This is a genomic window from Aureimonas jatrophae (assembly GCF_900104035.1).
GTDB lineage: Bacteria > Pseudomonadota > Alphaproteobacteria > Rhizobiales > Rhizobiaceae > Aureimonas > Aureimonas jatrophae.
The window spans coordinates 379,399-401,859 of record NZ_FNIT01000003.1 but is presented as its reverse complement, the minus strand read 5'-3'; the positions used below and the strand labels follow the sequence as shown (position 1 = coordinate 401,859).

The following is a 22,461-nucleotide window of genomic DNA, read 5'->3' as shown; positions in this document are numbered from 1 at the left end:
CGAGCGCCGCGGACCATTTCAATTCGGGCGCCCGGGTGCGGTACAAGGCACCGGCTCGAGGTAGGAAAGTCGGGTGAGCCGTCCCTCCAAGGTATAGGCCCCGAAGTTCATCACGAGTTCATCCGACACGCCGTTTTCGAAGAGCCGATAGCGGGTTTCGAAGATCGGCTGGCCGTCGTCGTCGCTGTCGGCGTTATAGTACGATTCCGTGACGAGCCAGGACTTCAGTCCCCGCACGGCATCAGCGATGGCTGCCGTGGGTGATTCAGCGCTTGATGTGATGATCGAGGTCGTCGTCAGGCCTTTTTCAGCCTCGGCATCGCCGTCGAAGAGCTTGGCCTCGACGATGCGCTCACCGGCTTCGGCTCGCTCGATCAGGCGAGCGATGTGCTGAAGCGGGAAGCTCGCAGATGGAATTGTTGACTCGCGCTGTACAGGCTCGCTGTAGATGACCGTCGTGCTCGCGCCCGCTGTCGAGGCCTTGCCCTCGACGCGCTCCTGCGCCGTTCCGTCGACGAGGGTTTGCGTGGTGAACGTCATTTGCGAGCCGTCGGTGCGCTCGTGCGTGCGTGTGCTTTGGTCGGTGACGGTGACCTCGTCGTCCTGGTGAAAGCGCGCGACGAAGCGGTAATCGAGGCCGAACGAGTCGCATTCCTTCTTAGTCAGTTGCAGGGCGATGCGCGCATCCACCGCCGAAATCTGGTCGGTCGGTTCGGCGAGCTTCAGGTCGTAGACAGCTTCGTGCGTCCGCAACTCGGCCGCGAGCAGCGGTTGTGTCATGAAAGAGGCCAACGTGGTTGCGGCGAGGAGCATTCGAGCGTGCATCTTTACCCCGTGTCGAAGCTGTGGTCTGCCACAGGCGCGAACGGTGTCTAGCCGATCATGGCGGGCACGTCGCGCACGACGACGAACAAGGCAAAAAGGCCCAGCATGACCGCAACGATCGATAGTCGGCTCGCCGACAAGGGCGTGAACCTTCCCAACGCCGCTGCGCCGGCCGCCAACTACGTTCCCTTCGTTCTCTTTGGCTCGATGCTTCAAACATCCGGGCAACTCCCACTCGAGGGCGGTGCCATCGGCGTATCCGGCAAGCTCGGCGAGGGCGTCTCACTGGAAGACGGGCAGAAGGCGGCGCGCCTTTGTGCGATCAACATTCTCGCACAGGCCAAGAGTGCGCTCGGCGACCTCGAAAAGATTGGGCGTCTCCTCAAGCTGACGGTTTTCGTCGCAAGTGCGCCGAGCTTCACCGAACAGCATAAGGTTGCCAACGGCGCCTCGGACTTTCTCGTCGAGATTCTGGGCGAGCGCGGACGTCACGCGCGCTCTGCGGTCGGGGTTCCCGCGCTTCCGCTTGATGCGGCCGTCGAGATCGAGGCGCTGTTCGAGATCGCGCAGTGAGCACGCTGGACATCGCATGGCTGACGGCCCAGCCGATTGCGCACCGAGGACTCCATGATGGCAACCGTTCGGTGCCTGAGAACTCGCTGGCAGCCTTCTCTCGTGCCATCCAGCATGGGTTTGCCATCGAATGCGATCTGCATCTGTCGAGCGATCGAGTGCCCGTTGTCTTTCACGATGCCACACTTGAGCGCATGTGCGGCGACCTCCGGCACGTTGTCGAGGTGTCGGCCGAGGAACTCTCAACCCTCCCTCTTGCCGGCTCAGCAGAAACGATCCCGAGTTTTTCGCAGATGCTTGCCGTCGTGAACGGTTCCGTTCCAATCGTCGCCGAATTGAAGGGAACCGATGAAGATAGCGATCAGGACTTCATCGAACGGCTGCGTCCGCTTGTGGAGACCTATTCCGGCCCCCTCGCTCTCATGTCGTTCGACGAGTGGCTCGTGCGGAAGGCTGTGGAGGCCTTTGGTGCTCGGCTGCCGGTTGGACTGACGGCCGAGGGTACTCGTCCCGAGGAACTGGAGCGGCATTCTGCCCTGTTCGCAGGACGATGCGGCTTCACATCCTATAATGTCCACCATCTTCCGAACGCGTTCACCGACGATGTTCGAGGATCGCTCGGGTTGCCGGTCATCAGCTGGACGGTTCGCACCCCGGACGAGGTCACGCGTAGCACACGGCACGCGGACCAGATGACGTTCGAAGGGTTCGTGCCCGACGCGTGAGCCGGACCCGGGAAAGGCTCGCTTCATGACCACGACCATGCCTGACGAGATCGATGGCGACACGCTTGTGCTTCGGGTCTCGGAATCGATCGGCGGCATCGATGCCGATCGCTGGGACGGGCTGGCCGCAACCGTGCCTGGACGTACTCTCAATCCGTTCGTCCGGCACGCTTTCCTGTCATGCCTGGAAGATTCTGGAAGCGTTGGTCGCAAGGCCGGTTGGCTGCCGCAGCATCTCGTCCTCGAGACATCGGTCGGCTCGATCCTAGGTCTCGTGCCGGCCTACCTCAAGGGTCACAGCCAAGGCGAATACGTGTTCGATCACGGTTGGGCCGATGCCTTCGAGCGGGCAGGCGGACGGTACTATCCGAAACTTCAGATCTCTGTCCCATTCACGCCGGCCACCGGACCGCGTCTTCTGGTCGGTAGCGCAGGGGACGGCCTGCGTCTGGCGCTCTGCGAGGCGGTCAAGGCGTATATCGGGCAGACGGGCGTCTCGTCAGCCCACGCGACCTTTCTGGAAGCGGCGGATCTCGCGGCGATGGAAGGCGATGACTTCCTGCATCGCACGGACCAGCAGTTCCATTTCGTCAACCGCGGATACGGCAGCTACGACGATTTTCTAGAGACGCTTGCATCGCGCAAGCGCAAGGTCTTGCGCCGCGAGCGACGCGACGCGCTGGCCAACGGCATAACGATCGAGCAGCTGACGGGCATAGACCTCACCGAGGCGGTCTGGGACAGCTTCTTCTCCTTCTATATGGATACGGGAAGCCGAAAATGGGGTCGTCCTTACCTTAATCGGCGCTTCTTCTCGCTTCTCGGTGAACGAATGGGCGACGCTGTCGTGCTTGTCATGGCCAAGCGCGAGGGGCGGTACATCGCGGGCGCACTCAACATGGTCGGTGCGAACCGAATTTATGGACGCTACTGGGGCTGCACCGAGGAGCATCCGTTCCTGCATTTCGAGGTCTGCTACAATCAGGCGATTGATTACGCGATCGAGCATGGCCTTGAGGTCGTCGAAGCGGGGGCGCAAGGCGAACACAAGCTGGCACGTGGCTATGAGCCCGTCATGACCCACTCCGCCCATTACATTGCGAACGACGGATTGCGAGACGCAATCGACCGCTACCTCACGCGGGAGCGGCGCGACGTCGAACGCACGCAGGCTATCCTCTCCGAGCACACGCCCTTCCGACGCGGCGAGCTCCAGCAGGACGATTGAAGTTTCCTTCCGCTTGAAGCCAGGACGCGCCATGACCGCATACGACGAGAACAACATCTTCGCCCGAATCCTGCGTGGCGAGTTGCCGTCCGCTCGCATCTTCGAGACCGACGACGTGGTCGCCTTCATGGACGTCATGCCTCAGTCGAAGGGACATTGCCTCGTCGTGCCGAAGGCGCCGTCACGCAACGTTCTCGACGCGTCTGATGCGACGCTGTCTTCGTTGCTCCCAGCGGTTGCCCGGCTGGCGCGCGCTGCAAAGCGGGCTTTTGATGCCGACGGCGTGACGATATCGCAATTCAACGAGGCGCCCGCCGGACAGACCGTGTTCCACCTCCACGTTCACGTCATTCCGCGCTACGAGGGCGAGCCTCTGATATCCCATGCCGGCGTGATGGCGGATCCGAACTTGCTTGCCGAGCAGGCCGCCCGTATCCGCGCGTCGCTCGACCAGGACGGCGGCTAGAACGACCCCATCGCCCAAGGAACGCCGAGAAGCACGATCTCGGCGACGAGGATGGCGAGGAGCGTATGGCGCCCGAGCCAGTAGTAGGCAGCAAAGCCGAGAACGACCGCCGAGATGCGAACTGAGGTCGGGATGTCCGCGAGCGAGCCCGTCGGGTAGAGAACGAGGCGGGCGATCACGGCCGCAACGAGGGAGGTGGCGACCGTGCGCGCGACGGCGAGCGCGGGCGACGCATCGTCGAAGCGTCCAGCCGAGGCGACGCCGAGCCAGCGCCAGACGTCGGTCGGCAACCATCCGGCAAGCAACACGAAGACGAACGGCCACCAGGCGGCGTCGATGGCGTCATAGCCAAACGCGCTCATCGCACGTCGCGCCTTCTTCCGATCCAGCGGCCCATGCCGAAGGCGACGGCGCCACCGACGATCCCGGCGATCAAGATATCGAACTCGGGTGCGAGCCAGTTGGCGGGCGGAACCGCTAGCATGCCGGTGAGAAGCGCGAGGCGACCCGATAAATCACGAGCAGACCCGAACAGCGACGTCAGGAAGTAAACCGGCGTAAAAAAGGCCAGCGCGCCGGTCGCGATCGCCGGTAGCTGACCCATGAGATTGAATGCAAAGGCAACTGCGATCACGTTGATTGTGCAGAGCGTGACGGCAAATCCGCCGAAGTAGGCCGTGCGCTTATCGCGAGGGATCGTCGACAGCTTCTCCATCGCCACGACCCAGGCGGTGATGGCGATAAAGTGCGAGAGGACGAACAGCGTGGACGTCCGCGTGCGAGGTGCCCGCATCTCGGGCAGAAGCGCAAGGACCATCGGCATCAAGCGGAGTGACGACAGCCCGACCGCAAGCGCTGTTGCCGCTAGCGACGAACCAGCGGTGATCGCCCCTAACAGGATCAGATTGGCTGGCAACGCCCAAATCGCGCCGACCATGAAGCTTGCTTCGAGCCAGTCGACGCCCGCGTCACGCGCAAGCCCCGCGAAGCCAAGGTGCGCGGTCACAAGAATGAGCGCAGGCGGCGACAGGACCTGACGCATTCCGCGCAAAATCCATGTCCGGTCGGAAGCATCCGACACGTCGCCTGCCACGCCGTTTGCCATGCTGTGCGTTCCGTCACCGACCCGTACGGGTCGCAGAGAAAAGGCCGCTCCGAACGGAGCGGCCTTCCCTTAGAACATCAGTTCAGCTTGCGGGGAACTTTCGGAACGGTCCCTGCCCGCTTGCCTCCGGTCGGCGGCTCCGGGTCGATCTCTGACTCGTCGTCGACATCCTCAGCGTCGTCGAAGTCGTCGTCCGCCTCGTCGACGATCTCCTCGCCGTCCGGCGAGACCTTGGCACGGCGAACCCGACCGTCGCCCGAACGCTTCGTCTTGATCGGCGTCTCATCGGCGATAGCCTCGAGATGCAGCTTCTTGCCGCCCTTCTCGTCGTCGACCACCGTCACCTTGACCGTGCCGCCGCGCTTGAGCTTGCCGAACAGGACCTCATCCGCCAGCGGTTTCTTGACGTATTCCTGAATCGTGCGTCCAAGTGGCCGCGCGCCCATATGCTCGTCGTACCCCTTGTCAGCGAGCCAGGCGATCGCTGCCTCGTCGAGTTCGAAGGTGACGCCGCGCTCCGAGAGCTGAGCCTCGAGCTGCAGAATGAACTTCTGGACCACCTCGTGGATCACGGGCGTCGGCAGAGCGCCGAACGGGATGATCGCATCCAGGCGGTTGCGGAACTCCGGCGTGAAGAGGCGATTGATCGCCTCGACGTCGTCGCCCGTCCGGCGGGTCGAACCAAACCCGATCGCCGCGCGCTGCGACTCCGATGCGCCCGCGTTCGTCGTCATGATGAGAATGACGTTGCGGAAGTCGATCTTCTTGCCGTTGTGATCCGTCAGCTGGCCGTGATCCATGACCTGCAGCAGAATGTTGAAGAGATCCGGATGCGCCTTCTCGATCTCATCGAGCAAGAGCACGCAGTGCGGATGCTGATCGACGCCGTCGGTCAGCAGGCCACCCTGGTCGAAGCCGACATAGCCCGGAGGCGCTCCAATCAGGCGCGAGACCGTGTGCCTCTCCATGTATTCGGACATGTCGAAGCGCAGGAGCTCGATGCCGAGCGAAGAGGCCAACTGCTTGGCGACCTCCGTCTTGCCGACGCCCGTCGGACCCGAAAACAGGTAGGAACCGATCGGCTTCTCCGGCTCCCGAAGGCCCGCCCTCGCCAGTTTGATCGCGGTCGTCAGGTTCTCGATCGCCGAGTCCTGGCCGTAGACCACCCGCTTCAACTGCTCGGACAGGTTCGACAGAACCTCTTCGTCGTCCTTCGAGACCGACTTCGGCGGGATCCGTGCCATCGTGGCGACGGTCGCCTCGATCTCCTTTACGCCGATACTCTTCTTGCGCTTGGCTTCGGGCAGAAGCATCTGCGACGCGCCCGTTTCGTCGATCACATCGATCGCCTTGTCCGGCAGCTTGCGGTCGTTGATGTAGCGCGCCGAAAGCTCGACCGCAGAGCGGATCGCATCATTCGAGAACTTCACGTGGTGGAAGTCCTCGAAGTAGGGCTTCAGCCCCTTGAGGATCGAGATCGCATCCTCGACGGTCGGCTCGGCGACGTCGATCTTCTGGAAGCGCCGGACGAGCGCCCGATCCTTCTCGAAGAACTGTCGATACTCCTTGTACGTCGTCGAGCCGATGCAACGGATCGCCCCAGACGACAACGCCGGCTTCAAGAGGTTCGAGGCATCCATCGCACCGCCGGACGTCGCGCCCGCACCGATGACGGTATGAATCTCGTCGATGAAGAGGACGGCGCCCGGATATTCCTCAAGCTCCTTGACGACCTGCTTCAGTCGCTCCTCGAAATCGCCGCGGTAGCGCGTTCCAGCCAGAAGCGTTCCCATGTCGAGCGAGAAGATCGTGGCATCCGCCAGAACCTCGGGAACGTCGCCCTCGACGATGCGCTTGGCGAGACCTTCGGCGATTGCGGTCTTGCCGACACCGGGGTCGCCCACATAAAGCGGGTTGTTCTTCGAGCGCCGGCACAGGACCTGGATCGTGCGGTTGATCTCGTTCGCACGGCCGATCAGCGGATCAATGCGACCGCCCTTGGCCTTCTCGTTGAGATTCACGCAGTAGGCAGTGAGCGCATCCTGGGCGTTCTTGCGGCGCCCTTCCTCCTCGGTACCCATGGTCGACTGCTCGTCCTCCGCTCCGCGAACGGTGCGGCTCTCCGACGCCCCGGGACGCTTGGAAATTCCGTGAGATATGAAATTGACGGCATCGTAGCGGGTCATCTCCTGCTCCTGCAGGAAGAACGCCGCATGGCTCTCACGTTCGGCGAATATGGCGACCAGGACGTTGGCGCCTGTCACCTCTTCGCGGCCTGAGGACTGCACGTGAATGACCGCACGCTGAATGACGCGATGGAAACCTGCGGTCGGCTTGGAGTCCTCGTCCTGCAGTGTGACGAGGTTCGCGAGTTGGTTGTCGATGTACTCCGTAAGCGAGGCGCGCAACGTGTCGATATCCACGCTGCAGCCCTTCATCACTGCCGCTGCATCCTTGTCCTCGAGCAGCGCCAGCAAAAGGTGTTCCAGGGTCGCGAATTCCTGGTGTCGCTCATTGGCGTAGGTGAGAGCCTGATGGAGGGACTTCTCCAGGCTTTGCGAGAATGTAGGCAAGCTTCACCTCAATTCTTTTCCATCACGCATTGAAGCGGATGTTGGTGCTGACGGGCGAAATCCATGACCTGGGTCACCTTGGTCTCGGCGACCTCGTATGTGTAGACGCCGCATTCGCCGACCCCATGCTTGTGGACATGCAACATGATCCGGGTCGCAGCCTCACGGTCCTTCTGGAAGAACCGCTCCAGGACGTGGATCACGAACTCCATCGGGGTGTAATCGTCGTTCAGGAGGAGCACCCTGTAAAGGCTCGGGCGCTTCGTCTTCGGTTTTGTGCGTGTGATGACCGAGGTGTTACGATCGGTATCGTTGCCGTCGGTCTTGTCGGCCTGCATGCGTGGGCCGCAGCGTCCACCAAGGCGATCCCCGTCGAGCTTCTTCACTGATGTCACCCTGATCATGCCTCGGTATGTATGCGCCCCGTGACGCATTTTAAGACGCTCGCCGGTTGCGGCAAAATTGCGCCGGCGAGCCGGCCGTTCGTTCGGCCGCTTCCATAGATGGCTCGCCATGCCGAACGAAAAAAGGCCCGGTCTAAACCGGGCCCCTTTTCTCATCGAACACTGCGGAAGGCGCTCGGCCTCAGCCGGCCTGGCGAACCTCGTCCTTCGCCGCCTGCGCGGCAGCGAAGCCGGTGGCCTCGAACGGCTTGTAGGCGTCTCTCGCGATATCGGAGTAGAGCCCGGCCATCTTGTTGGCCTGGCTCATCCAGGTGTCGTAGGCCGTACGGGCGAACTCGCTCTGGAGCTCGACCGCCTTATCGAGGGTGCGCACCTGCGACAGCTTCTCGAACATTTGTGCGGACTGCTCGAACGAACGCTTCGTGAACTCACCAGTCTCCGTCGCAATCTGCTGGAAACCCTTCGTCATCGCAGACATCGACTTCAAGGCGTTGTTCATCGCTTCCGATCCAACGCGGTTGGCGTTGTCGTAAGCTCGATTGGCGTTTTCGTACCCGTCCATAGTCATCTCCCTCGCGGATATGCCGTCACGCGCGACGGCGCTGCAACATACATATTGCAGTGCACAAAAACGGTCAAGGGGCCGGTTGTGTCAGCACTGTTCCGGCACATCCCAAGACTGTGATTGCTCGGGAAACGGTGACAGATCCGTCAAATGACACCATCAGACCACAAGGTTCCGGCAACCATAAACCGATTGGTAAGGTCGCCCAGCGTAGCTTTGCCTCAAGTGAGACATCGAAACCATTGTAGTGGCTCCTCTTTCGGTGCAGCCGGATGGGGATGGCAGTGTCTCGAAACGCGAACGAGAGAGCTGCCTGGTGCCCATAGCGTTTCCGAAGATCAAACTTCTCGTCCGTCGGTTGGCTCGCACGGCCGGCCTGCTTGCGGTCAGTGGCGTGGTGGTCGCTCACGCAGTTCCGACGCATGCTCAGGCGGCTGACGATCGATACGCAGCCATCGTAATCGATGCCAACAACGGAAAGGTGCTGTTCGCGAAGAGCGCCGACGAGCAACGCTATCCGGCGTCGCTGACCAAGATGATGACGCTGTACATGCTCTTCGAGGCATTGGAGACGGGTCGTGCAACCCTTTCCACGCCGATGAAAGTCTCTGCCTACGCGGCGGGACGGCCACCGTCCAAGCTTGGGATGAAAGTCGGCTCGACGCTCTCGGTCGAGGAAGGCATCTTCGCGCTGGTGACGCGTTCCGCCAACGACGCAGCGGTCGTGATCGGGGAATATCTCGGCGGAACGGAGTCCCAGTTCGCGCAGATGATGACCAGCAAGGCTCGGCAGCTAGGAATGTCGCGCACGGTGTTCCGTAATGCGAACGGCCTGCCCAACACGGATCAGCATACGACCGCGCGCGATATGGCGACGCTTGGCATCGCGCTGCGTGAGCATTTCCCTCAGTACTACCGCTACTTCAGCACCCGGTCCTTTAATTTCCGCGGTCAGACAATCGGAAATCACAATCGACTCCTGGGCCGCGTTCAGGGCGTGGACGGTATCAAGACCGGCTACATCAATGCTTCGGGATTCAATCTCGTGACGTCGGTCGTGCGCGGCAACAAGAAGCTGGTTGCAGCTGTCATGGGCGGTCGCACAGCTCGGTCGCGCGACGACCACATGGCGGAGTTGGTGAAGGAGTATCTGCCGAAGGCGAGCGGACAGGATGGCGCACCGCTGATCGCCGCCTATTCTCCGTCGAAGCGTGGCCCCGCCGTCACCCGTCATGCGACCGAGGTGGCTTCGCTCGTTCCCGACACCGTGCCGACACCAACGCGTCGCTCGTCGAGCATCAACGCACGGGTAGCGGAAGCTTACGGCTCGAATGCCGCGGGGGCGATGAATGCGCTCACGCGATCCGAACCGCGAACGATCATCGGGCGCGACGCTCTGCGCGCGGCACTCGACAGTCAGCAAGCGATGCCGCGCATGGACGTGCCCGTAGCCAACGCCTTGGCGCCCACCGGCTCCCGGCGATCGCAGGCCGAAGCACCTCTTGCGATGCCCCGGATCGCGTCCGCTGCACAAGCGGCAACGCAGACACCGGCATCCGTGCCGTCGGACGCAGCTTCGTCGTGGGTCGTCCAGATCGCCGCGACACCTGCCCAAGCCACGGCGCTCGACATGCTGTCGGAAGCACAGCGCCGGGTTGGGCAAGCCCTCGCGAAGGCTCAACCGTTCACGCAAGCTGTTGGGTCGGGGAATCAGACCCTGTATCGGGCCCGCTTCGCCGGCTTCGATACGAAGGCCGAAGCCAACGCCGCTTGCGATGCGCTGAAGAGCAGATCCTACGCCTGCTACGCGATCGCCAACTAACGTCCAGCATCGCTCTCTGCCTGCCTCTGACGACTCCACGTGGCGACCGTCGCCGCCACGGACGCCCGAACCATGCCCCAACCTCCGCTTGTCGATCGAGATCGCCATGACCTTCGAAACCGATACTCTCGAACTAGCCCCCTCGTCTGCCGTGCGTCGTCCGGAAATTGGCCTGCACCCGCTTCAGCAAGCCTCGGTCCGCCTCGGCGACTACCGGGACGGTCGGTCGCGCGTTCGAGCCAAGGATCTGGTCGGACTCCTCCTGTGTCATGGTGCAAGAGCTTGGCGCTCCGCTCAGCCGCAGGCGCAGGTCCGGCTTCAGGTGGCCGGGCAACCGGGGTATCGGGCCGTTCGACTGTCCCTGGACGGGATGCGTCGGGGTTAGATCAGACCTAAATCGGCAAGCTCCCGCCGCAATGCGGGAGGCAAAGTCAGAATATCCTGTTCATCGGCACCAAGGTCGGCAGGCGCATCTTCTCCGATCAGGTACCGCCAGCCTTGAAACGGCCGCCTTGCCAGCCATGAGGTCCGCCGGAACTCCGGGGCAAGCACAATGCGGCAGCGGTCGATACCGTCTTCCGTTCGCATTGTTTCAAAACGGATCACGGGCTGTCGGACCTGGACGTGACCGCGGATCACCCAAAAGAGCGATCCACCATCCAGGATTTCATCGGCCCTCTTCGGCATGACCCGGGTGATATGAAACTGTTCGTCGGGCTCGCCGCGCGCGCGCCGTTCCGCACGTCGCTGATCGGTCCAGGCCTCCAAATCCTCGACGGTCTCCACGCCCACGCAAACCTTGATCATATGTAGCGGCATGCGATCGGTTTGCGTCCACATGAGGACGTCGTCAAGCGCGCTGACGAACTGGGCAGGCAATGGTAGGACGCGCAGGATCGTTGTGGTCCGACGGAATGTCCGATGCCTTTCAGTCAACTCTTGGGCTCTGGCGACCTGGCCGCCCTCACCTTCTTTCTGGTCGGCTGGGGGACCTACAGCCTGATCGTCGATCGCAGCCGTTGGTCGCAGGGCGGTCTCAGTCGCCGCATGAACCAGCAGCGCGAGGCATGGATGCGCACGATGCTGTTGCGAGAGTTACGCATGATCGACACGGCGATCATGTCGGGGCTCCAGCAGGGCACCGGCTTCTTCGCGTCCGCCTGCATCTTCGCGATCGGCGGCTGTTTCGCCTTGATCGGATCGGCTGAACGCATCGCCGCCGTCACGACCGATCTCCCGTTCGTGGGAGCATTGGAGCGTGGTCTTGTCGAGGTGAAACTGCTCGGCTTGGTTACGATCTTCGTGTACGCGTTCTTCAAGTTCGGCTGGGCGTATCGGCTCTTCAACTACTGCACGATTCTGATCGGTGCGGTACCCATGCGGCAGGAAGCGGAACGGCGGCCCGAATTCGCCGAAGCAGCCCTTCAGCGCGCGCTGTCGATGAACCGGATTGCCGGACGAAATTTCAACGCGGGTCTGCGTGCGGTATTCTTCGGCCTCGCCTATCTCGGCTGGTTCGTTGGCCCTGTCGTTCTGGCTGCGACAACGCTGATCGTCGTTCTCACGCTGTTGCGACGCCAGTTCCTGTCCGACGCGAACCGCAGTCTCGCCGTGACCGAAAGGGATGCAACATGAGCAAGGACATACGTGATCGCATCATCAGCATGGTCGAGGAGCGAGCGGAGCGGCCCGTCGACCCGGCCGAGATCGCACGCTCCCTTGTTGGTAGCGACGAGAAGCAGTGGCGTCTTCTGATGACGCCCATTCGTCGTGAGGCGATCAAGTTGGCGGAGAAAGGGCGCGTCGTCCTGTTACGCAAGGGTCGTCAGATCGATCCGGCGGATCTTCGCGGTGTTTATCGTATCTCCTCGGCCGCGGCAGCGGGTGCGGGGAAGAGCGCATCGGTCTTGCCGGTCAACCAGTAAGCCGCGAGACCAAGATACTCGCGGATTGCGAAATGAACCTTCTCGACGTTGCGGATCGTCGCGGTGGACGGCGAATATGCGGCGGCACCTCCAGGCGTCTGGTAGTCCGTCGGATAAGGTAGAACCTCGAATCCAGCTTGGCGGAAGCATCCGACCGATCGCGGCATATGGTAAGCGGACGTGACGAGTAGCCAGGTTTCGCCGGGCGCTGGCCGTGCAAGCGCGCGCGAGTAACGAGCGTTTTCCTCCGTATTCCGCGCTTGATCCTCCAGTTCCAACCGAGACGGGTCCAGACCCAGATCGGGAAACATTTGTCTCGCGAGGTCGGTTTCCGCGATGTCCTCTTCGAGCATCGCGGCCGACCCACCCGTGAACAGCACCCGTGCTTCGGGGAAGCGACGTGCCAAGCTCAAAGCCGTCGTGATGCGGTCCGCCGCCTCGTTGAGTTCGGGTAGGTTTCGCGTCCGCGCGATCTTCGTATCGAAGGATCCACCGAGTACGACGATGCCGGTGACCCGTGCAGGCAAATTCGGGCGAGGAAACCGGTTCTCCAAGATCGACATCATGAGAATGCCGAGGGGCGTCACGCTGATGACGAACAGGGCGAGGCATCCGACCGTCAGCAGCGTTCCCCCGGTCCGGGGCATTCTGAGGAACCAGAAGAGGAGACCAGCGCCCAGCAGCAGAAGGATAACGACGAGCGGCTGGACGAGGTACCATCCAACCTTCGAGACAGCGAAGAACATGCGTCAGACTCGATCCCAGTTCGGGGCGAAGCCCGGATCGACGAGACGTTGCCGCCGGCTTCCGAGTTCGGAGATCGCACGACGTTCCTCGGGAGTGAGTTCGAACGAGAAGACATCCAGATTCTCGGTTAGTCGATCCGGGTTTGCTGTGCGGGGTATCGCGGCGACCCGGGGCTGTTCGATTTCCCAGCGCAGGACGATCTGAGCGGGAGAGCGACGATGCGCCTGTGCGACACCCTGGATTGTCGGGTGGGACAAAAGATCCTTCCCCTGCCCGATCGGTGAATAGGCAACAAGAGCCATGTCGTGTCGCTCGCAGGCTCCGAGTATGGCTTCCTGCGAGATGAACGGATGATATTCGACCTGATTGCAGATCAGGGGCGCCTCCGAGATGGCGCTCGCGTCATCCATCATGGCACTCGTGAAATTGGCAACGCCAATATGATGGGAGAGGCCGAGGCTCCGCGCTTCGTTCAGCGCTTGTATCGAGTCTTCCAACGGGATGTCAGCGTTCGGCCAATGAATGAGAAGGAGGTCGACCGTACCGATACCGATCGCGTCGACCGCGGCTCGTGCCGAGTCAACCAGATCAGCCGACCCGATCTGATCATGCCAAATCTTGGTCGTTACGAAGAGTTCGTCGCGTGCGATGCCGCTTGCGCGGATGCCCTGGCCGACGTCTCTCTCGTTGCCGTACATACGCGCCGTATCGATGTGCCGATAGCCCGCTTCGATCGCGCGCGCGACGAGGTTTGTGCAAGCCTCACCGCGCAGTTGGTAGGTTCCCAGACCGATAGCGGGAATGCGTGCGCCGGAGGCTTCGATGAATTTCATGGAGGTTCCCTGCCTGTTGCGGACGCGGTTTCGCGTCATTCCGGTCGCCACGTCGCGCCGTTTCAGATAGGCGGATCGACCGTGCTGCCAGTGGAGCGACGCAATGACCAGTAGTGGACGTCAGTTTCCCGGGCAGCGCATCGAGGTGCTCGATGTCCTGCGTGGCGTCGCATTGCTGGCGATGGCGAGCTACCATTTCACGTGGGATCTGGAGTTTTTCGGCTACCTGCCCCCAGCCTATGCAACGGAGGGTGGCTGGCGTCTCTATGCACGAGCGATCGCCACGACGTTCCTGCTTCTGGTTGGGATCGGCCTCGTTCTAGGTCAGAATCCGGCAACGCGTCGGCGGTCTCGGATCAAGCGAATCCTCATGATCGCGGCGGGAGCCGCCGCGATTTCGATCGTCACGGCATTCGTGACGCCGCAGAGCTTCGTCTTCTTCGGTATTCTCCATCTGATCGCGTTTGCGAGCGTTGCGGGAATGTCCCTCCTTTCGCTGCCGTTCTGGATGAACCTCGCTCTGGCCGCAGCCATCCTGTTGGCCGGCAATACGATCACGACACATCTGACCGATACACGCTGGCTCGCCTGGATCGGGTTTTCGGCTTCTGCGCCGATTTCGAACGACTTCGTTCCGGTATTCCCATGGTTCGGTGTGGTCGTCGCCGGTATCGCACTCGGCCAGCTTGCCGTCATCACGCGCTTCATCGAGTGGTTGGGACAATTGAACGCTCGGCTGCGCCGCCTGCACCCATTGGCTTGGCTCGGTCGCAGGTCGCTCGCCTTCTACCTCATCCACCAACCCGTTTCGCTCGCCCTCGTCGCGGCACTGAGCTTCGTAGCTCCGCCCGACCAGACCCGCTATTTCACGCAAAGCTGCGAACGGGGCTGTTTGCCGGACCGGGAGGCGGCCTTCTGCACGCGCTACTGCGCTTGCGTCCGCGATGACCTGACACGCCAAAATCTTCTGGCCGACACGTTGATGGGACGCCTTGATGCGGCACGTGAGGCGCGAGTCCGAGACAGCGTGGCGGCGTGTTCCGTCGAACCCTAGAGGCCGACAGCATCACGCGCTGGGTGCAATCCCAAGCTCCGCCATGCGGGTCAGGCAAGCTTCCTCAGCCTGGTCCAATTCGCCCAAGAGGTCGTCGATGTCACGGCGCTTTTGTTCGAGTTCACGACGCCGGTCGCTGACCTTGCGAATGATGGTCCGTAGCTGCCCAGCCTCACCTGGAGGACTGCGATACATCCCCATGATTTCCCGGATTTCCGCGATGGAGAAGCCAAGTCGCTTACCGCGCAGGATCATGCGGAGAAGATGGCGATCGGACTGTCGGAAGAGACGTGTGCGGCCTCGGCGAACCGGCGAGATGAGACCTTCGTCCTCATAGAACCGGATCGTGCGCGTCGAGATGTCGAACTCCCGCGTCAACTCGGTGATCGTATAATACTCGCGCATCGAACTCCGGCCGCACTGGACGATGCCTCTGCATGGTCCCGTTCTTACGTAAAAGTCAAACGCGCACCGTTCGCTAGGTAAAGAACAACGTCGCCAGACCGAGGAAGGCGAAGAAGCCGACGACGTCCGTGACGGTCGTTACGAACGTTCCAGAGGCGATCGCCGGATCCGCACCAGCCCGATCGATCAAGAGCGGAATCAGGATACCGGCAAGGCCAGCCGCCAACATGTTGATGATCATCGCGGCCGCGATCACCAGTCCCAACGCCGTGCTGGAGAACCAGACGGACGCAACGAGGCCGATGAGGACCGCGAAAAGCGCCCCGTTGAGACACGACACGGTTGTTTCGCGACGTACGACACGCCACGCGTTGTGAATCGTCAGATCCCGTGTCGCCAACGCGCGGACAGCCACCGTCATCGTCTGGGTGCCGGCGTTGCCACCCATCGACGCGACGATCGGCATCAACACCGCTAGTGCGACCATCTGTTGGATCGTTGCGTCGAACATATCGATCACAAGCGATGCGAGAATGGCCGTGGCGAGGTTGATCAACAGCCACGAGAAGCGCGACCGCGTGATCTGAGCGACCGTATCCGACAGTTCCTCATCGCCGACGCCACCCAGAAGCCTGATGTCCTCGTCGGCCTCGGACTGGATCACGTCGACGATGTCGTCGATCGTGAGCACGCCGACCAAGCGGCCGTCTTCGTCGACGACGGCAGCGGACAGAAGGTCGTAACGCTCGAAAAGCCGAGCGGCTTCTTCCTGATCCATCTCCGCCGCGATGGCTTGCGGATCGGGGTCGACAAACGTCTCGATCAGGGTCCGTGTCGACGCACGCAGGAGGTTCGGAAGGGCGACGGATCCCATCAGACGGAAACGCGGATCGACGACGAATATCTCCGAGAACCGGTCCGGCAGGTTGGGATCGCTGCGGAGATAATCCAACGTTTGCGCAACGGACCAATATGGCGGTGCCGCGACGTACTCGGTCTGCATCCGGCGTCCCGCCGTTTCCGCGGGGTACTCGAGCGCACGCCGCAGACGAAGCCGCTCCGCAAAGGGAATGTGCTCCAGGACGGCATTGCGGGTGTCTTCGGGAAGATCCTCGAGGATGTAAACCGCGTCGTCGGACTCCAACGTGCCGAGGGCTTGGGCAACACGTTCACTCGACAGGGTCTGAAGAATGTCGAGCCGTATGGCCTCGTCGACTTCCGTCAGCGCGGAATAGTCGAAGTCCGCGCCGACAAAGTCGACGAGAGCCGTCCGCTCGAACGGCGTGAGTCGTTCCAGCAGACGCCCGAGTTCGCTTTGATGCAGGTCGGAGAGTTCACGTAGCAGGCGATCACGATCTTCGGCGGCCAGGGCCGCGCGGACGGAGCCTAGAAGATGAGGCGAGATACCGTCGTCTTCGTCCAACACATCCCGTTCCGCGACGGCTTGTACCGGCTCCGACATGCCACTCTCCCAGCCCACACCATGCCCGGGCGATAGCATCTATCGCGAAGATGTCAGACGTCTTCCGACACAACAGCCTATGGAGCCCACCGGTTTGGCGGTGAGCCATACAAAGCGCGCGGTGAAAGTGCTTGTGGCTCCCCGGGCCGGATTCGAACCAGCGACCGATCGATTAACAGTCGATTGCTCTACCACTGAGCTACCGGGGAACGATCCGCAGCGGCTGCGGATGGCGTCGCTATAGCCCAGCCTTTTTCGGTTTGCCAAGTCGCGATCGGGTCTTTTGCGAGAAAATATGCGGGCGTCCTCGTTTCCGGCGTGGTTTCGGCGTAACCCAATCGCCATGTGGTGCCGCTATGAAACTCTTGGTGCCGTCTTTGAGGACCGCGATAGCGCATGACTGAACCGACGAAGACGGGCGGCTTCTTCCGCGTTCGCGGGCACACGCTCGAGGTAATGGGCCGAACGTTTCGACTGCCGTCCAACAGACTCGCCCGTATGGCGGTGGGCGTCCTCTTCGTCCTGGGCGGCATCTTCAGTTTCCTACCGGTTCTCGGCATCTGGATGCTTCCGCTCGGTCTCGTGATCCTCTCCATCGATATTCCGGCCGTGCGTCGTATGCGACGTCGCAGCGAGGTGAAATGGGGACGTCGTCGGCAGCGTCAGCGCGCGATGGCCGCGACCCTGCCCCACCGTCCGCGGAAGTTTCTCCGTTTTCGGGTGCCGCGCTTCCTTTCGCGTTGACGGATGCACGATCGAACAATGGTCAGGGATCGACACTGGCGCGCCCGACCGACCCCGGTCCCATCACTTCTCCGTCTTCGCTCATGGCCGGGGAAGAATGACCTTACGGCTCTTGCGGAACGCCGGTCACCTCAGTAGGTAGACGCTCGTTGAGGCCTCGTGGCGGAGTGGTTACGCAGAGGACTGCAAATCCTTGCACGCCGGTTCGATTCCGGCCGAGGCCTCCAACCCATCCATGGATTCGTTGAGTGCGCGATCCAACGGATATGCGAGCCCGCATTTCTTGCGAACATAGCCGCTAACCCCCATATAAACGTTAGGAAATTCCAACGTTTGGGTGGTTAGATTGAAGACGATTGCGTTGCACTCGCTGTTCCTTGATTTGCTGGCGTACGGTTCGGTTCGCTTGAAGAAGAGCAAGTTGCTCTGGATGCTCGATCGCGCACATGAAACGCCGACCGCTTGGGACCTTCTGCTGATGGAGTGGCGAGAGTTCGGCCAGTCCCGCCCGCTCTTCGGTCTGAACTGGAACGACGAGATCACGCTGACCGTGGGCGAGGCTGCGGATATCGCGGAACGCTGGTCGGCACGCGGGCGAAACGTGACCCCAGAGGTTGGTACTACGGTGCCACGCGCGCCCTTCCTGCCTCACGTTGTCGCTTAACCTCGGTCAAACTATCGTCCCGACTACCGATCCACCTATCTCTGCCGCCGGCTAGTGATACGCGAAGGGGTCGGTGCGATGATTTCGGATGACGGAGAAGCGAAGGACGAAGGTGATGGTCCGATCATCGTCTGGCTTCGCAACGATCTCCGCCTCGACGACAATCCGGCGTTGTTCCATGCCGCCGAGACGGGTCGACCTGTCGTGCCGGTCGTCATTCACGATGAGGAGGGCGAGCACCTGCGGCGCCTTGGTGGGGCCCATCGCTGGTGGCTGCATCGCTCTCTCGAAGCGCTGGCACCCAGACTGCAGACCTTGGGCTCGCCGCTTATCCTCCGCCGAGGACAGTCCGCTGAGGTCCTTGTTCGGCTTGCGCAAGAGGTGAAGGCCACGAGCCTCTACATCAATCGAAGGCTCGAACCGCCAGCCGTCGCCCAGGACGACGCGGTCGAAAAAGTACTTCCGAACTTGAGCATCGCTCGTTTCGTGGCGAACTTTCTCCACGACCCCACGGCAATCCTAACGGGAAGCGGAACGTTCTATAAGGTCTTCAAGCCTTTCCGCGAAAAGGTAGAGGGTGGCGCGCCAGCCCGTGAGCCCTGGGATCCGCCGAAGAAACTGAAGGCCCCGGACCGATCGCCCAAATCAGATGAGCTCGCATCTTGGAAGCTTCTTCCGCAGACCGTGGATTGGGCTGAGGGGTTCGGCGAACACTGGAAGCCAGGCGAAGAGGGTGCGTTGGAGCGACTCGAGGAGTTCTGCGACCGTTATTTGCAGGACTACAAGGCGGGTCGCGACCGCCCGTCCGAGGATGCGTCGTCGCGTCTGTCGCCGCATCTGCGTTGGGGTGAAGTGTCGCCATTTCGCGTTCTTCACACGGCAACGAAGTACGCCAAGCGGCGCGCGTCGATACCGCAGACCGAACTCGCCAACTTCCGATCCGAGTTGCTCTGGCGCGATTTCAACTATCACGTTCTGTTTCACGTTCCCGACTTGCCGTCCGAGAACCTGAACCCGAAGTTCGACAAGATGCGGTGGCGTAAATCAAAGCCCGAACTCAAGGCTTGGCAGCGCGGAAAGACCGGTTACCCGATCATCGACGCGGGTATGCGACAGCTTTGGACGACCGGATGGCTGCATAATCGGTTGCGTATGATCGTTGCATCCTTCCTCACGCGAGATCTCCTGATTGATTGGCGCGATGGGGAAGCGTGGTTCTGGGATACGTTGGTCGACGGGGATATCGCCAACAATACCGCTCAATGGCAATGGATCGCGGGCACCGGAGCGGATGCCCAACCGTTCTTCCGCATCTTCAATCCGGTGACGCAAAGCGAGAAGTTCGATCCGAAGGGCGGCTACATCCGCCGATACGTTCCTGAACTCGCAAAATTGCCGAACGATGCCTTGCATGCGCCCTGGCTGGCCAGTGACACGGTATTGGCAAGGGCTGGCGTCGAACTTGGGAAGACGTATCCCAAACCCATCGTCGATCATGGCGAGGCACGAGCGAGAGCGCTGAAAGCCTATGAGGTGGTGAAGAACTGACTTCTGCCTTGCTCCGGTCCGGGCGAAGTCTTAACCCACACGGATAACCGTCGACGCAGGGCGAACCAGCATCCATGTCACGCCACCATTCGGTTCTCGACGCCATCGGTAATACCCCACTGATCCGCCTCCGCCGGGCCTCCGAGGAAACGGGTTGCGAGATCTATGGGAAGGCGGAGTTCCTCAATCCTGGGCAGTCCGTAAAGGACCGTGCGGGTCTTTTCATCATTCGCGATGCGGAGGAAAGAGGCCTCTTGGCGCCCGGCGGGATCATCGTCGAGGGCACCGCGGGCAACACGGGCATCGGCCTTGCCCTCGTCGCTGACGCGCTCGGCTATAAGACTGTGATCGTCATCCCCGAGACGCAAAGTCAGGAAAAGAAGGACGCGTTGCGTCTTATGGGCGCGGACCTCATCGAGGTGCCGGCGGTCCCCTATCGTCATCCCGACAACTACGTGAAGCTGTCCGGCCGCCTGGCAGAGCAGCTTGCGCGGACGCATTCTGCCGGAGCGATTTGGGCCAATCAGTTCGACAACACGGCCAATCGCGATGGACATGTCGTGACGACAGCGGAGGAGATCTGGCAGCAGACCGGCGGGCAGATCGACGGCTTCATCTGTGCCGTGGGAACTGGTGGCACCCTTGCGGGAACGGCCATGGGGCTCAAACGGCATTCGAGCCATGTGAAGATCGGTCTGGCTGACCCCTTCGGCGCATCGCTTTTCCGCTACTACACGGCCGGTGAACTACAGGCGGAAGGCAGTTCAATCACGGAAGGCATCGGGCAGGGTCGCATCACGGCCAACCTCGAGGGTTTCGCGCCGGACTTCTCCTACCAGATCCCGGACGAGGAAGCCTTGCCGATCGTCTTCGATCTGATTGGAGAGGAAGGGCTTTGCCTGGGAGGATCGTCCGGCATCAATATTGCCGGGGCGATCCGCATGGCCCGAGAAATGGGTCCGGGACATACGATCGTGACGATCCTGTGCGATTATGGAAACCGCTATCAGTCGAAGCTCTTCAATCCGGCCTTCCTCCGCTCGAAGAACCTGCCGGTTCCGGAATGGCTCGAGCGGGAACCGCGCTACGATATCCCGTTCGAAGGAGCGCCGGCGTGAGCACGGCAACCGAGGCGGCGTATCTGGACGATGCCTACCTATCGACGCTTGAAAGCGCGGTGGTCGGCCTCGATGGAGAGACCGGTATCGCAGTCGCGCGATCCAACTTCTATCCGGCCGGAGGCGGGCAGCCGGGCGATACCGGGTTCATCGAGCGGGAGGACGGTCGCCAAATCTCCATTGTCGATACGCGTCGCTCGGACGATCGCCTGCGTATTGTCCTCGTCGCAGCACCTGGAAGCGAGCTTCCGAGCATCGGGGAAACGGTTGTCCTGCACGTTGATTGGGCGCGACGCTACAAGCTGATGCGCATGCATACGGCGCTGCATCTTCTGACGGTCGTGTGTCCCTATCCTGTGACGGGCGCCGCGGTTGGAGAGGACGAGGGACGAATCGACTTCGACTGGCCCGAGGCCGATATCGACAAGGAAGCCGTGACGCTGGGATTGCAGCGGTTGGTGGACGCCAACCACGCGGTCGGCACCCGATGGATCACAGACGACGAGCTCGACGCAAACCCGGGTCTCGTTAAATCTGCGAACGTCAAACCGCCACGAGGTTCCGGTCGTGTGCGTCTCGTGACGATCGGTCTAGACGGCGCAATCGATTCCCAGCCGTGCGGAGGAACGCATGTTCTCGAAACGAGAGAGATCGGTACCCTGCACGTAGGGAAGGTCGAAAAGAAGGGGCGCACCAACCGACGGATCCGCCTCAGGTTCGGTGACCTGCCGTAACGGTTTCGAGTCCGCATTTTGCCTTTTGAGACATACCCGTATGCTGACAGAGCGCAGCATTTGTGACGAGGTCGAGTTGAGTTCCAACCCCTTCGCCGTGTCGGCATCTGAACTGGCTTCCCGGATCGGGCATCCAGGACTCTCCGTCGTTGACGGCTCTTGGTACCTACCGGCGCAAAAGCGGTTTGCACGACCCGAATATGAGGCGGGGCATATACCCGGAGCCGTTTTCTTCGATCATGACACGGTTGTTGCAGCAGACTCCGACCTCCCGCATAGTCTCCCGGATGCTGCAACGTTCGGGAACGCGCTCTCCGAACTGGGTGTGTCGGACTTGGATACCATCGTCGTCTACGACGGCCTTGGATTGTTCAGTGCGCCACGCCTTTGGTGGATGCTTCGGACGTTCGGCGCACGTGATGTTCGTATCCTCGACGGCGGTTTCCCTGCTTGGCGCGAGGGAGGTTACCCGATCGAGACGAGCGTTGCGCCGCGCCGCCGCGGTCACTTCGATGCCCGTCTGGACATTGCGGCTGTCGCCTCGCTATCGGACGTTCAGGCTATCGTTTCGGGGGTTGACGACGGCCAGATTGTTGATGCCCGGTTGGCTGAGCGGTTTCGCGGCGACGTCCCGGAGCCTCGAGCCGGTGTTCGCTCCGGTCACATGCCCGGGGCCCGGTCCCTGCCCTTCACGGATCTCGTCCGCGACGGACGTCTGATGGATCCGGACGCGATCAGAGCCGCTTTCGAACGCGCGGGTGTCGATTTGGATCGTTCGATCGTCACGAGTTGCGGTTCGGGCGTAACGGCTGCTGTCGTGACGTTGGCCCTGGCGAGGCTTGGCGTCAGCGATACGCGGCTCTACGACGGTTCTTGGACTGAATGGGGTTCACTCGCGGATACACCGGTCGAGACCGGACCCGCAACCTGATGGATGCGCC

General features: G+C 61.7%; 25 protein-coding genes and 2 tRNA genes. 15 read left to right on the top strand and 12 right to left on the bottom strand.

Annotated features, from left to right (window positions below):
- Positions 1-18: 18 nt before the first annotated feature.
- Positions 19-813: an EipB family protein gene (locus BLQ76_RS09640; protein ID WP_170842537.1), complete on the bottom strand. Its 795-nt coding sequence runs from the start codon at positions 811-813 to the stop codon at positions 19-21.
- 117 nt (positions 814-930) lie between these two features.
- Between BLQ76_RS09640 and BLQ76_RS09635 the strand changes: the two genes are divergently transcribed.
- The 4 genes from BLQ76_RS09635 to BLQ76_RS09620 are packed head-to-tail and all read left to right on the top strand — an operon-like array spanning position 931 to position 3,817.
- Positions 931-1,398: a RidA family protein gene (locus tag BLQ76_RS09635; protein WP_090672747.1), complete on the top strand. Its 468-nt coding sequence runs from the start codon at positions 931-933 to the stop codon at positions 1,396-1,398.
- Complete coding sequence (locus BLQ76_RS09630; RefSeq protein WP_244519558.1) at positions 1,395-2,123, top strand: glycerophosphodiester phosphodiesterase family protein; 729 nt, start codon at positions 1,395-1,397, stop codon at positions 2,121-2,123. The genes BLQ76_RS09635 and BLQ76_RS09630 overlap by 4 nt, the downstream gene beginning before the upstream one ends.
- Before the next feature lie 25 nt (positions 2,124-2,148).
- Positions 2,149-3,351 carry a GNAT family N-acetyltransferase gene (locus BLQ76_RS09625; RefSeq protein ID WP_244519557.1) on the top strand — a complete coding sequence of 401 codons (1,203 nt, stop codon included), beginning with the start codon at positions 2,149-2,151 and terminating at the stop codon, positions 3,349-3,351.
- A 31-nt stretch (positions 3,352-3,382) separates the two neighbouring features.
- Complete coding sequence (locus tag BLQ76_RS09620) at positions 3,383-3,817, top strand: HIT family protein (RefSeq protein ID WP_090672417.1); 435 nt, start codon at positions 3,383-3,385, stop codon at positions 3,815-3,817.
- Here BLQ76_RS09620 and BLQ76_RS09615 read toward each other — a convergent pair.
- From BLQ76_RS09615 to BLQ76_RS09595, 5 genes are all read right to left on the bottom strand, one after another.
- Positions 3,814-4,179 (bottom strand): AzlD domain-containing protein, encoded by a 366-nt coding sequence (locus BLQ76_RS09615; protein WP_090672415.1) that lies wholly within the window; start codon positions 4,177-4,179, stop codon positions 3,814-3,816. The two genes, BLQ76_RS09620 and BLQ76_RS09615, sit on opposite strands and share 4 nt — an antisense overlap.
- On the bottom strand, positions 4,176-4,922 hold the full coding sequence (locus BLQ76_RS09610) for an AzlC family ABC transporter permease (protein ID WP_090672412.1): 747 nt from the start codon (positions 4,920-4,922) through the stop codon (positions 4,176-4,178). Before BLQ76_RS09610 ends, BLQ76_RS09615 begins: the two co-directional genes overlap by 4 nt.
- Positions 4,923-4,999: 77 nt before the next feature.
- Positions 5,000-7,495: an ATP-dependent Clp protease ATP-binding subunit ClpA gene (gene clpA, locus BLQ76_RS09605; RefSeq protein ID WP_090672409.1), complete on the bottom strand. Its 2,496-nt coding sequence runs from the start codon at positions 7,493-7,495 to the stop codon at positions 5,000-5,002.
- A gap of 8 nt (positions 7,496-7,503) precedes the next feature.
- Entirely contained in the window at positions 7,504-7,833 is a 330-nt protein-coding gene (gene clpS, locus BLQ76_RS09600; protein WP_090672406.1) for an ATP-dependent Clp protease adapter ClpS, read from the bottom strand.
- Between the two features lie 247 nt (positions 7,834-8,080).
- On the bottom strand, positions 8,081-8,461 hold the full coding sequence (locus BLQ76_RS09595) for a phasin family protein (protein ID WP_090672403.1): 381 nt from the start codon (positions 8,459-8,461) through the stop codon (positions 8,081-8,083).
- Between the two features lie 319 nt (positions 8,462-8,780).
- Here BLQ76_RS09595 and BLQ76_RS09590 point away from each other — a divergent pair, with 319 nt between their 5' ends.
- The gene (locus BLQ76_RS09590; RefSeq protein ID WP_090672400.1) at positions 8,781-10,286 is read left to right on the top strand and encodes a D-alanyl-D-alanine carboxypeptidase; all 1,506 of its coding nucleotides are present in this window, start codon (positions 8,781-8,783) and stop codon (positions 10,284-10,286) included.
- A gap of 381 nt (positions 10,287-10,667) precedes the next feature.
- On the opposite strand, the gene BLQ76_RS09580 is transcribed toward BLQ76_RS09590, so the two are convergent.
- Positions 10,668-11,126 carry a DUF1489 family protein gene (locus tag BLQ76_RS09580; protein ID WP_342028251.1) on the bottom strand — a complete coding sequence of 153 codons (459 nt, stop codon included), beginning with the start codon at positions 11,124-11,126 and terminating at the stop codon, positions 10,668-10,670.
- 81 nt (positions 11,127-11,207) lie between these two features.
- Between BLQ76_RS09580 and BLQ76_RS09575 the strand changes: the two genes are divergently transcribed.
- Both BLQ76_RS09575 and BLQ76_RS22790 read left to right on the top strand, forming a co-directional pair.
- Positions 11,208-11,921 (top strand): DUF599 domain-containing protein, encoded by a 714-nt coding sequence (locus BLQ76_RS09575; protein WP_090672397.1) that lies wholly within the window; start codon positions 11,208-11,210, stop codon positions 11,919-11,921.
- Positions 11,918-12,211, top strand: a complete 294-nt coding sequence (locus BLQ76_RS22790) for a DUF3253 domain-containing protein (RefSeq protein WP_090672394.1) — start codon at positions 11,918-11,920, stop codon at positions 12,209-12,211. Before BLQ76_RS09575 ends, BLQ76_RS22790 begins: the two co-directional genes overlap by 4 nt.
- Here BLQ76_RS22790 and BLQ76_RS09565 read toward each other — a convergent pair.
- Together BLQ76_RS09565 and BLQ76_RS09560 are read right to left on the bottom strand one after the other, a co-directional pair.
- Positions 12,142-12,798 carry a YdcF family protein gene (locus BLQ76_RS09565; RefSeq protein WP_244519556.1) on the bottom strand — a complete coding sequence of 219 codons (657 nt, stop codon included), beginning with the start codon at positions 12,796-12,798 and terminating at the stop codon, positions 12,142-12,144. The two genes, BLQ76_RS22790 and BLQ76_RS09565, sit on opposite strands and share 70 nt — an antisense overlap.
- A gap of 162 nt (positions 12,799-12,960) precedes the next feature.
- Positions 12,961-13,791 (bottom strand): aldo/keto reductase, encoded by an 831-nt coding sequence (locus BLQ76_RS09560; protein WP_090672388.1) that lies wholly within the window; start codon positions 13,789-13,791, stop codon positions 12,961-12,963.
- A 145-nt stretch (positions 13,792-13,936) separates the two neighbouring features.
- On the opposite strand from BLQ76_RS09560, the gene BLQ76_RS09555 reads away from it, so the two are divergent.
- Positions 13,937-14,845, top strand: a complete 909-nt coding sequence (locus tag BLQ76_RS09555) for an acetyltransferase domain-containing protein (RefSeq protein WP_244519555.1) — start codon at positions 13,937-13,939, stop codon at positions 14,843-14,845.
- A gap of 12 nt (positions 14,846-14,857) precedes the next feature.
- Here BLQ76_RS09555 and BLQ76_RS09550 read toward each other — a convergent pair whose 3' ends face one another.
- The 3 genes from BLQ76_RS09550 to BLQ76_RS09540 form a co-directional block, all read right to left on the bottom strand.
- The gene (locus tag BLQ76_RS09550; RefSeq protein ID WP_090672383.1) at positions 14,858-15,250 is read right to left on the bottom strand and encodes a MerR family transcriptional regulator; all 393 of its coding nucleotides are present in this window, start codon (positions 15,248-15,250) and stop codon (positions 14,858-14,860) included.
- A gap of 73 nt (positions 15,251-15,323) precedes the next feature.
- A complete protein-coding gene (gene mgtE, locus BLQ76_RS09545) occupies positions 15,324-16,712 on the bottom strand; it encodes a magnesium transporter (protein WP_090672381.1) in 1,389 nt (462 codons plus the stop codon).
- Between the two features lie 134 nt (positions 16,713-16,846).
- Positions 16,847-16,921, bottom strand: a tRNA-Asn gene (locus tag BLQ76_RS09540).
- A 187-nt stretch (positions 16,922-17,108) separates the two neighbouring features.
- Here BLQ76_RS09540 and BLQ76_RS22345 point away from each other — a divergent pair.
- The 7 genes from BLQ76_RS22345 to sseA all read left to right on the top strand — a co-directional run bounded on the left by BLQ76_RS22345 (position 17,109) and on the right by sseA (position 22,451).
- Positions 17,109-17,456, top strand: a complete 348-nt coding sequence (locus BLQ76_RS22345; RefSeq protein WP_210184160.1) for a hypothetical protein — start codon at positions 17,109-17,111, stop codon at positions 17,454-17,456.
- Positions 17,457-17,609: 153 nt separating this feature from the next.
- Positions 17,610-17,683, top strand: a tRNA-Cys gene (locus BLQ76_RS09530).
- 119 nt (positions 17,684-17,802) lie between these two features.
- Positions 17,803-18,120 carry a hypothetical protein gene (locus BLQ76_RS09525; RefSeq protein WP_090672378.1) on the top strand — a complete coding sequence of 106 codons (318 nt, stop codon included), beginning with the start codon at positions 17,803-17,805 and terminating at the stop codon, positions 18,118-18,120.
- A 78-nt stretch (positions 18,121-18,198) separates the two neighbouring features.
- Positions 18,199-19,668, top strand: coding sequence for a cryptochrome/photolyase family protein (locus BLQ76_RS09520; RefSeq protein WP_090672376.1), 1,470 nt, complete (start codon positions 18,199-18,201; stop codon positions 19,666-19,668).
- 74 nt (positions 19,669-19,742) lie between these two features.
- Complete coding sequence (locus tag BLQ76_RS09515; protein WP_090672373.1) at positions 19,743-20,786, top strand: cysteine synthase A; 1,044 nt, start codon at positions 19,743-19,745, stop codon at positions 20,784-20,786.
- Positions 20,783-21,520 carry an alanyl-tRNA editing protein gene (locus BLQ76_RS09510; RefSeq protein WP_090672370.1) on the top strand — a complete coding sequence of 246 codons (738 nt, stop codon included), beginning with the start codon at positions 20,783-20,785 and terminating at the stop codon, positions 21,518-21,520. The genes BLQ76_RS09515 and BLQ76_RS09510 overlap by 4 nt, the downstream gene beginning before the upstream one ends.
- 40 nt (positions 21,521-21,560) lie before the next feature.
- Positions 21,561-22,451, top strand: coding sequence for a 3-mercaptopyruvate sulfurtransferase (gene sseA / locus BLQ76_RS09505; protein ID WP_090672367.1), 891 nt, complete (start codon positions 21,561-21,563; stop codon positions 22,449-22,451).
- Positions 22,452-22,461: the final 10 nt, after the last annotated feature.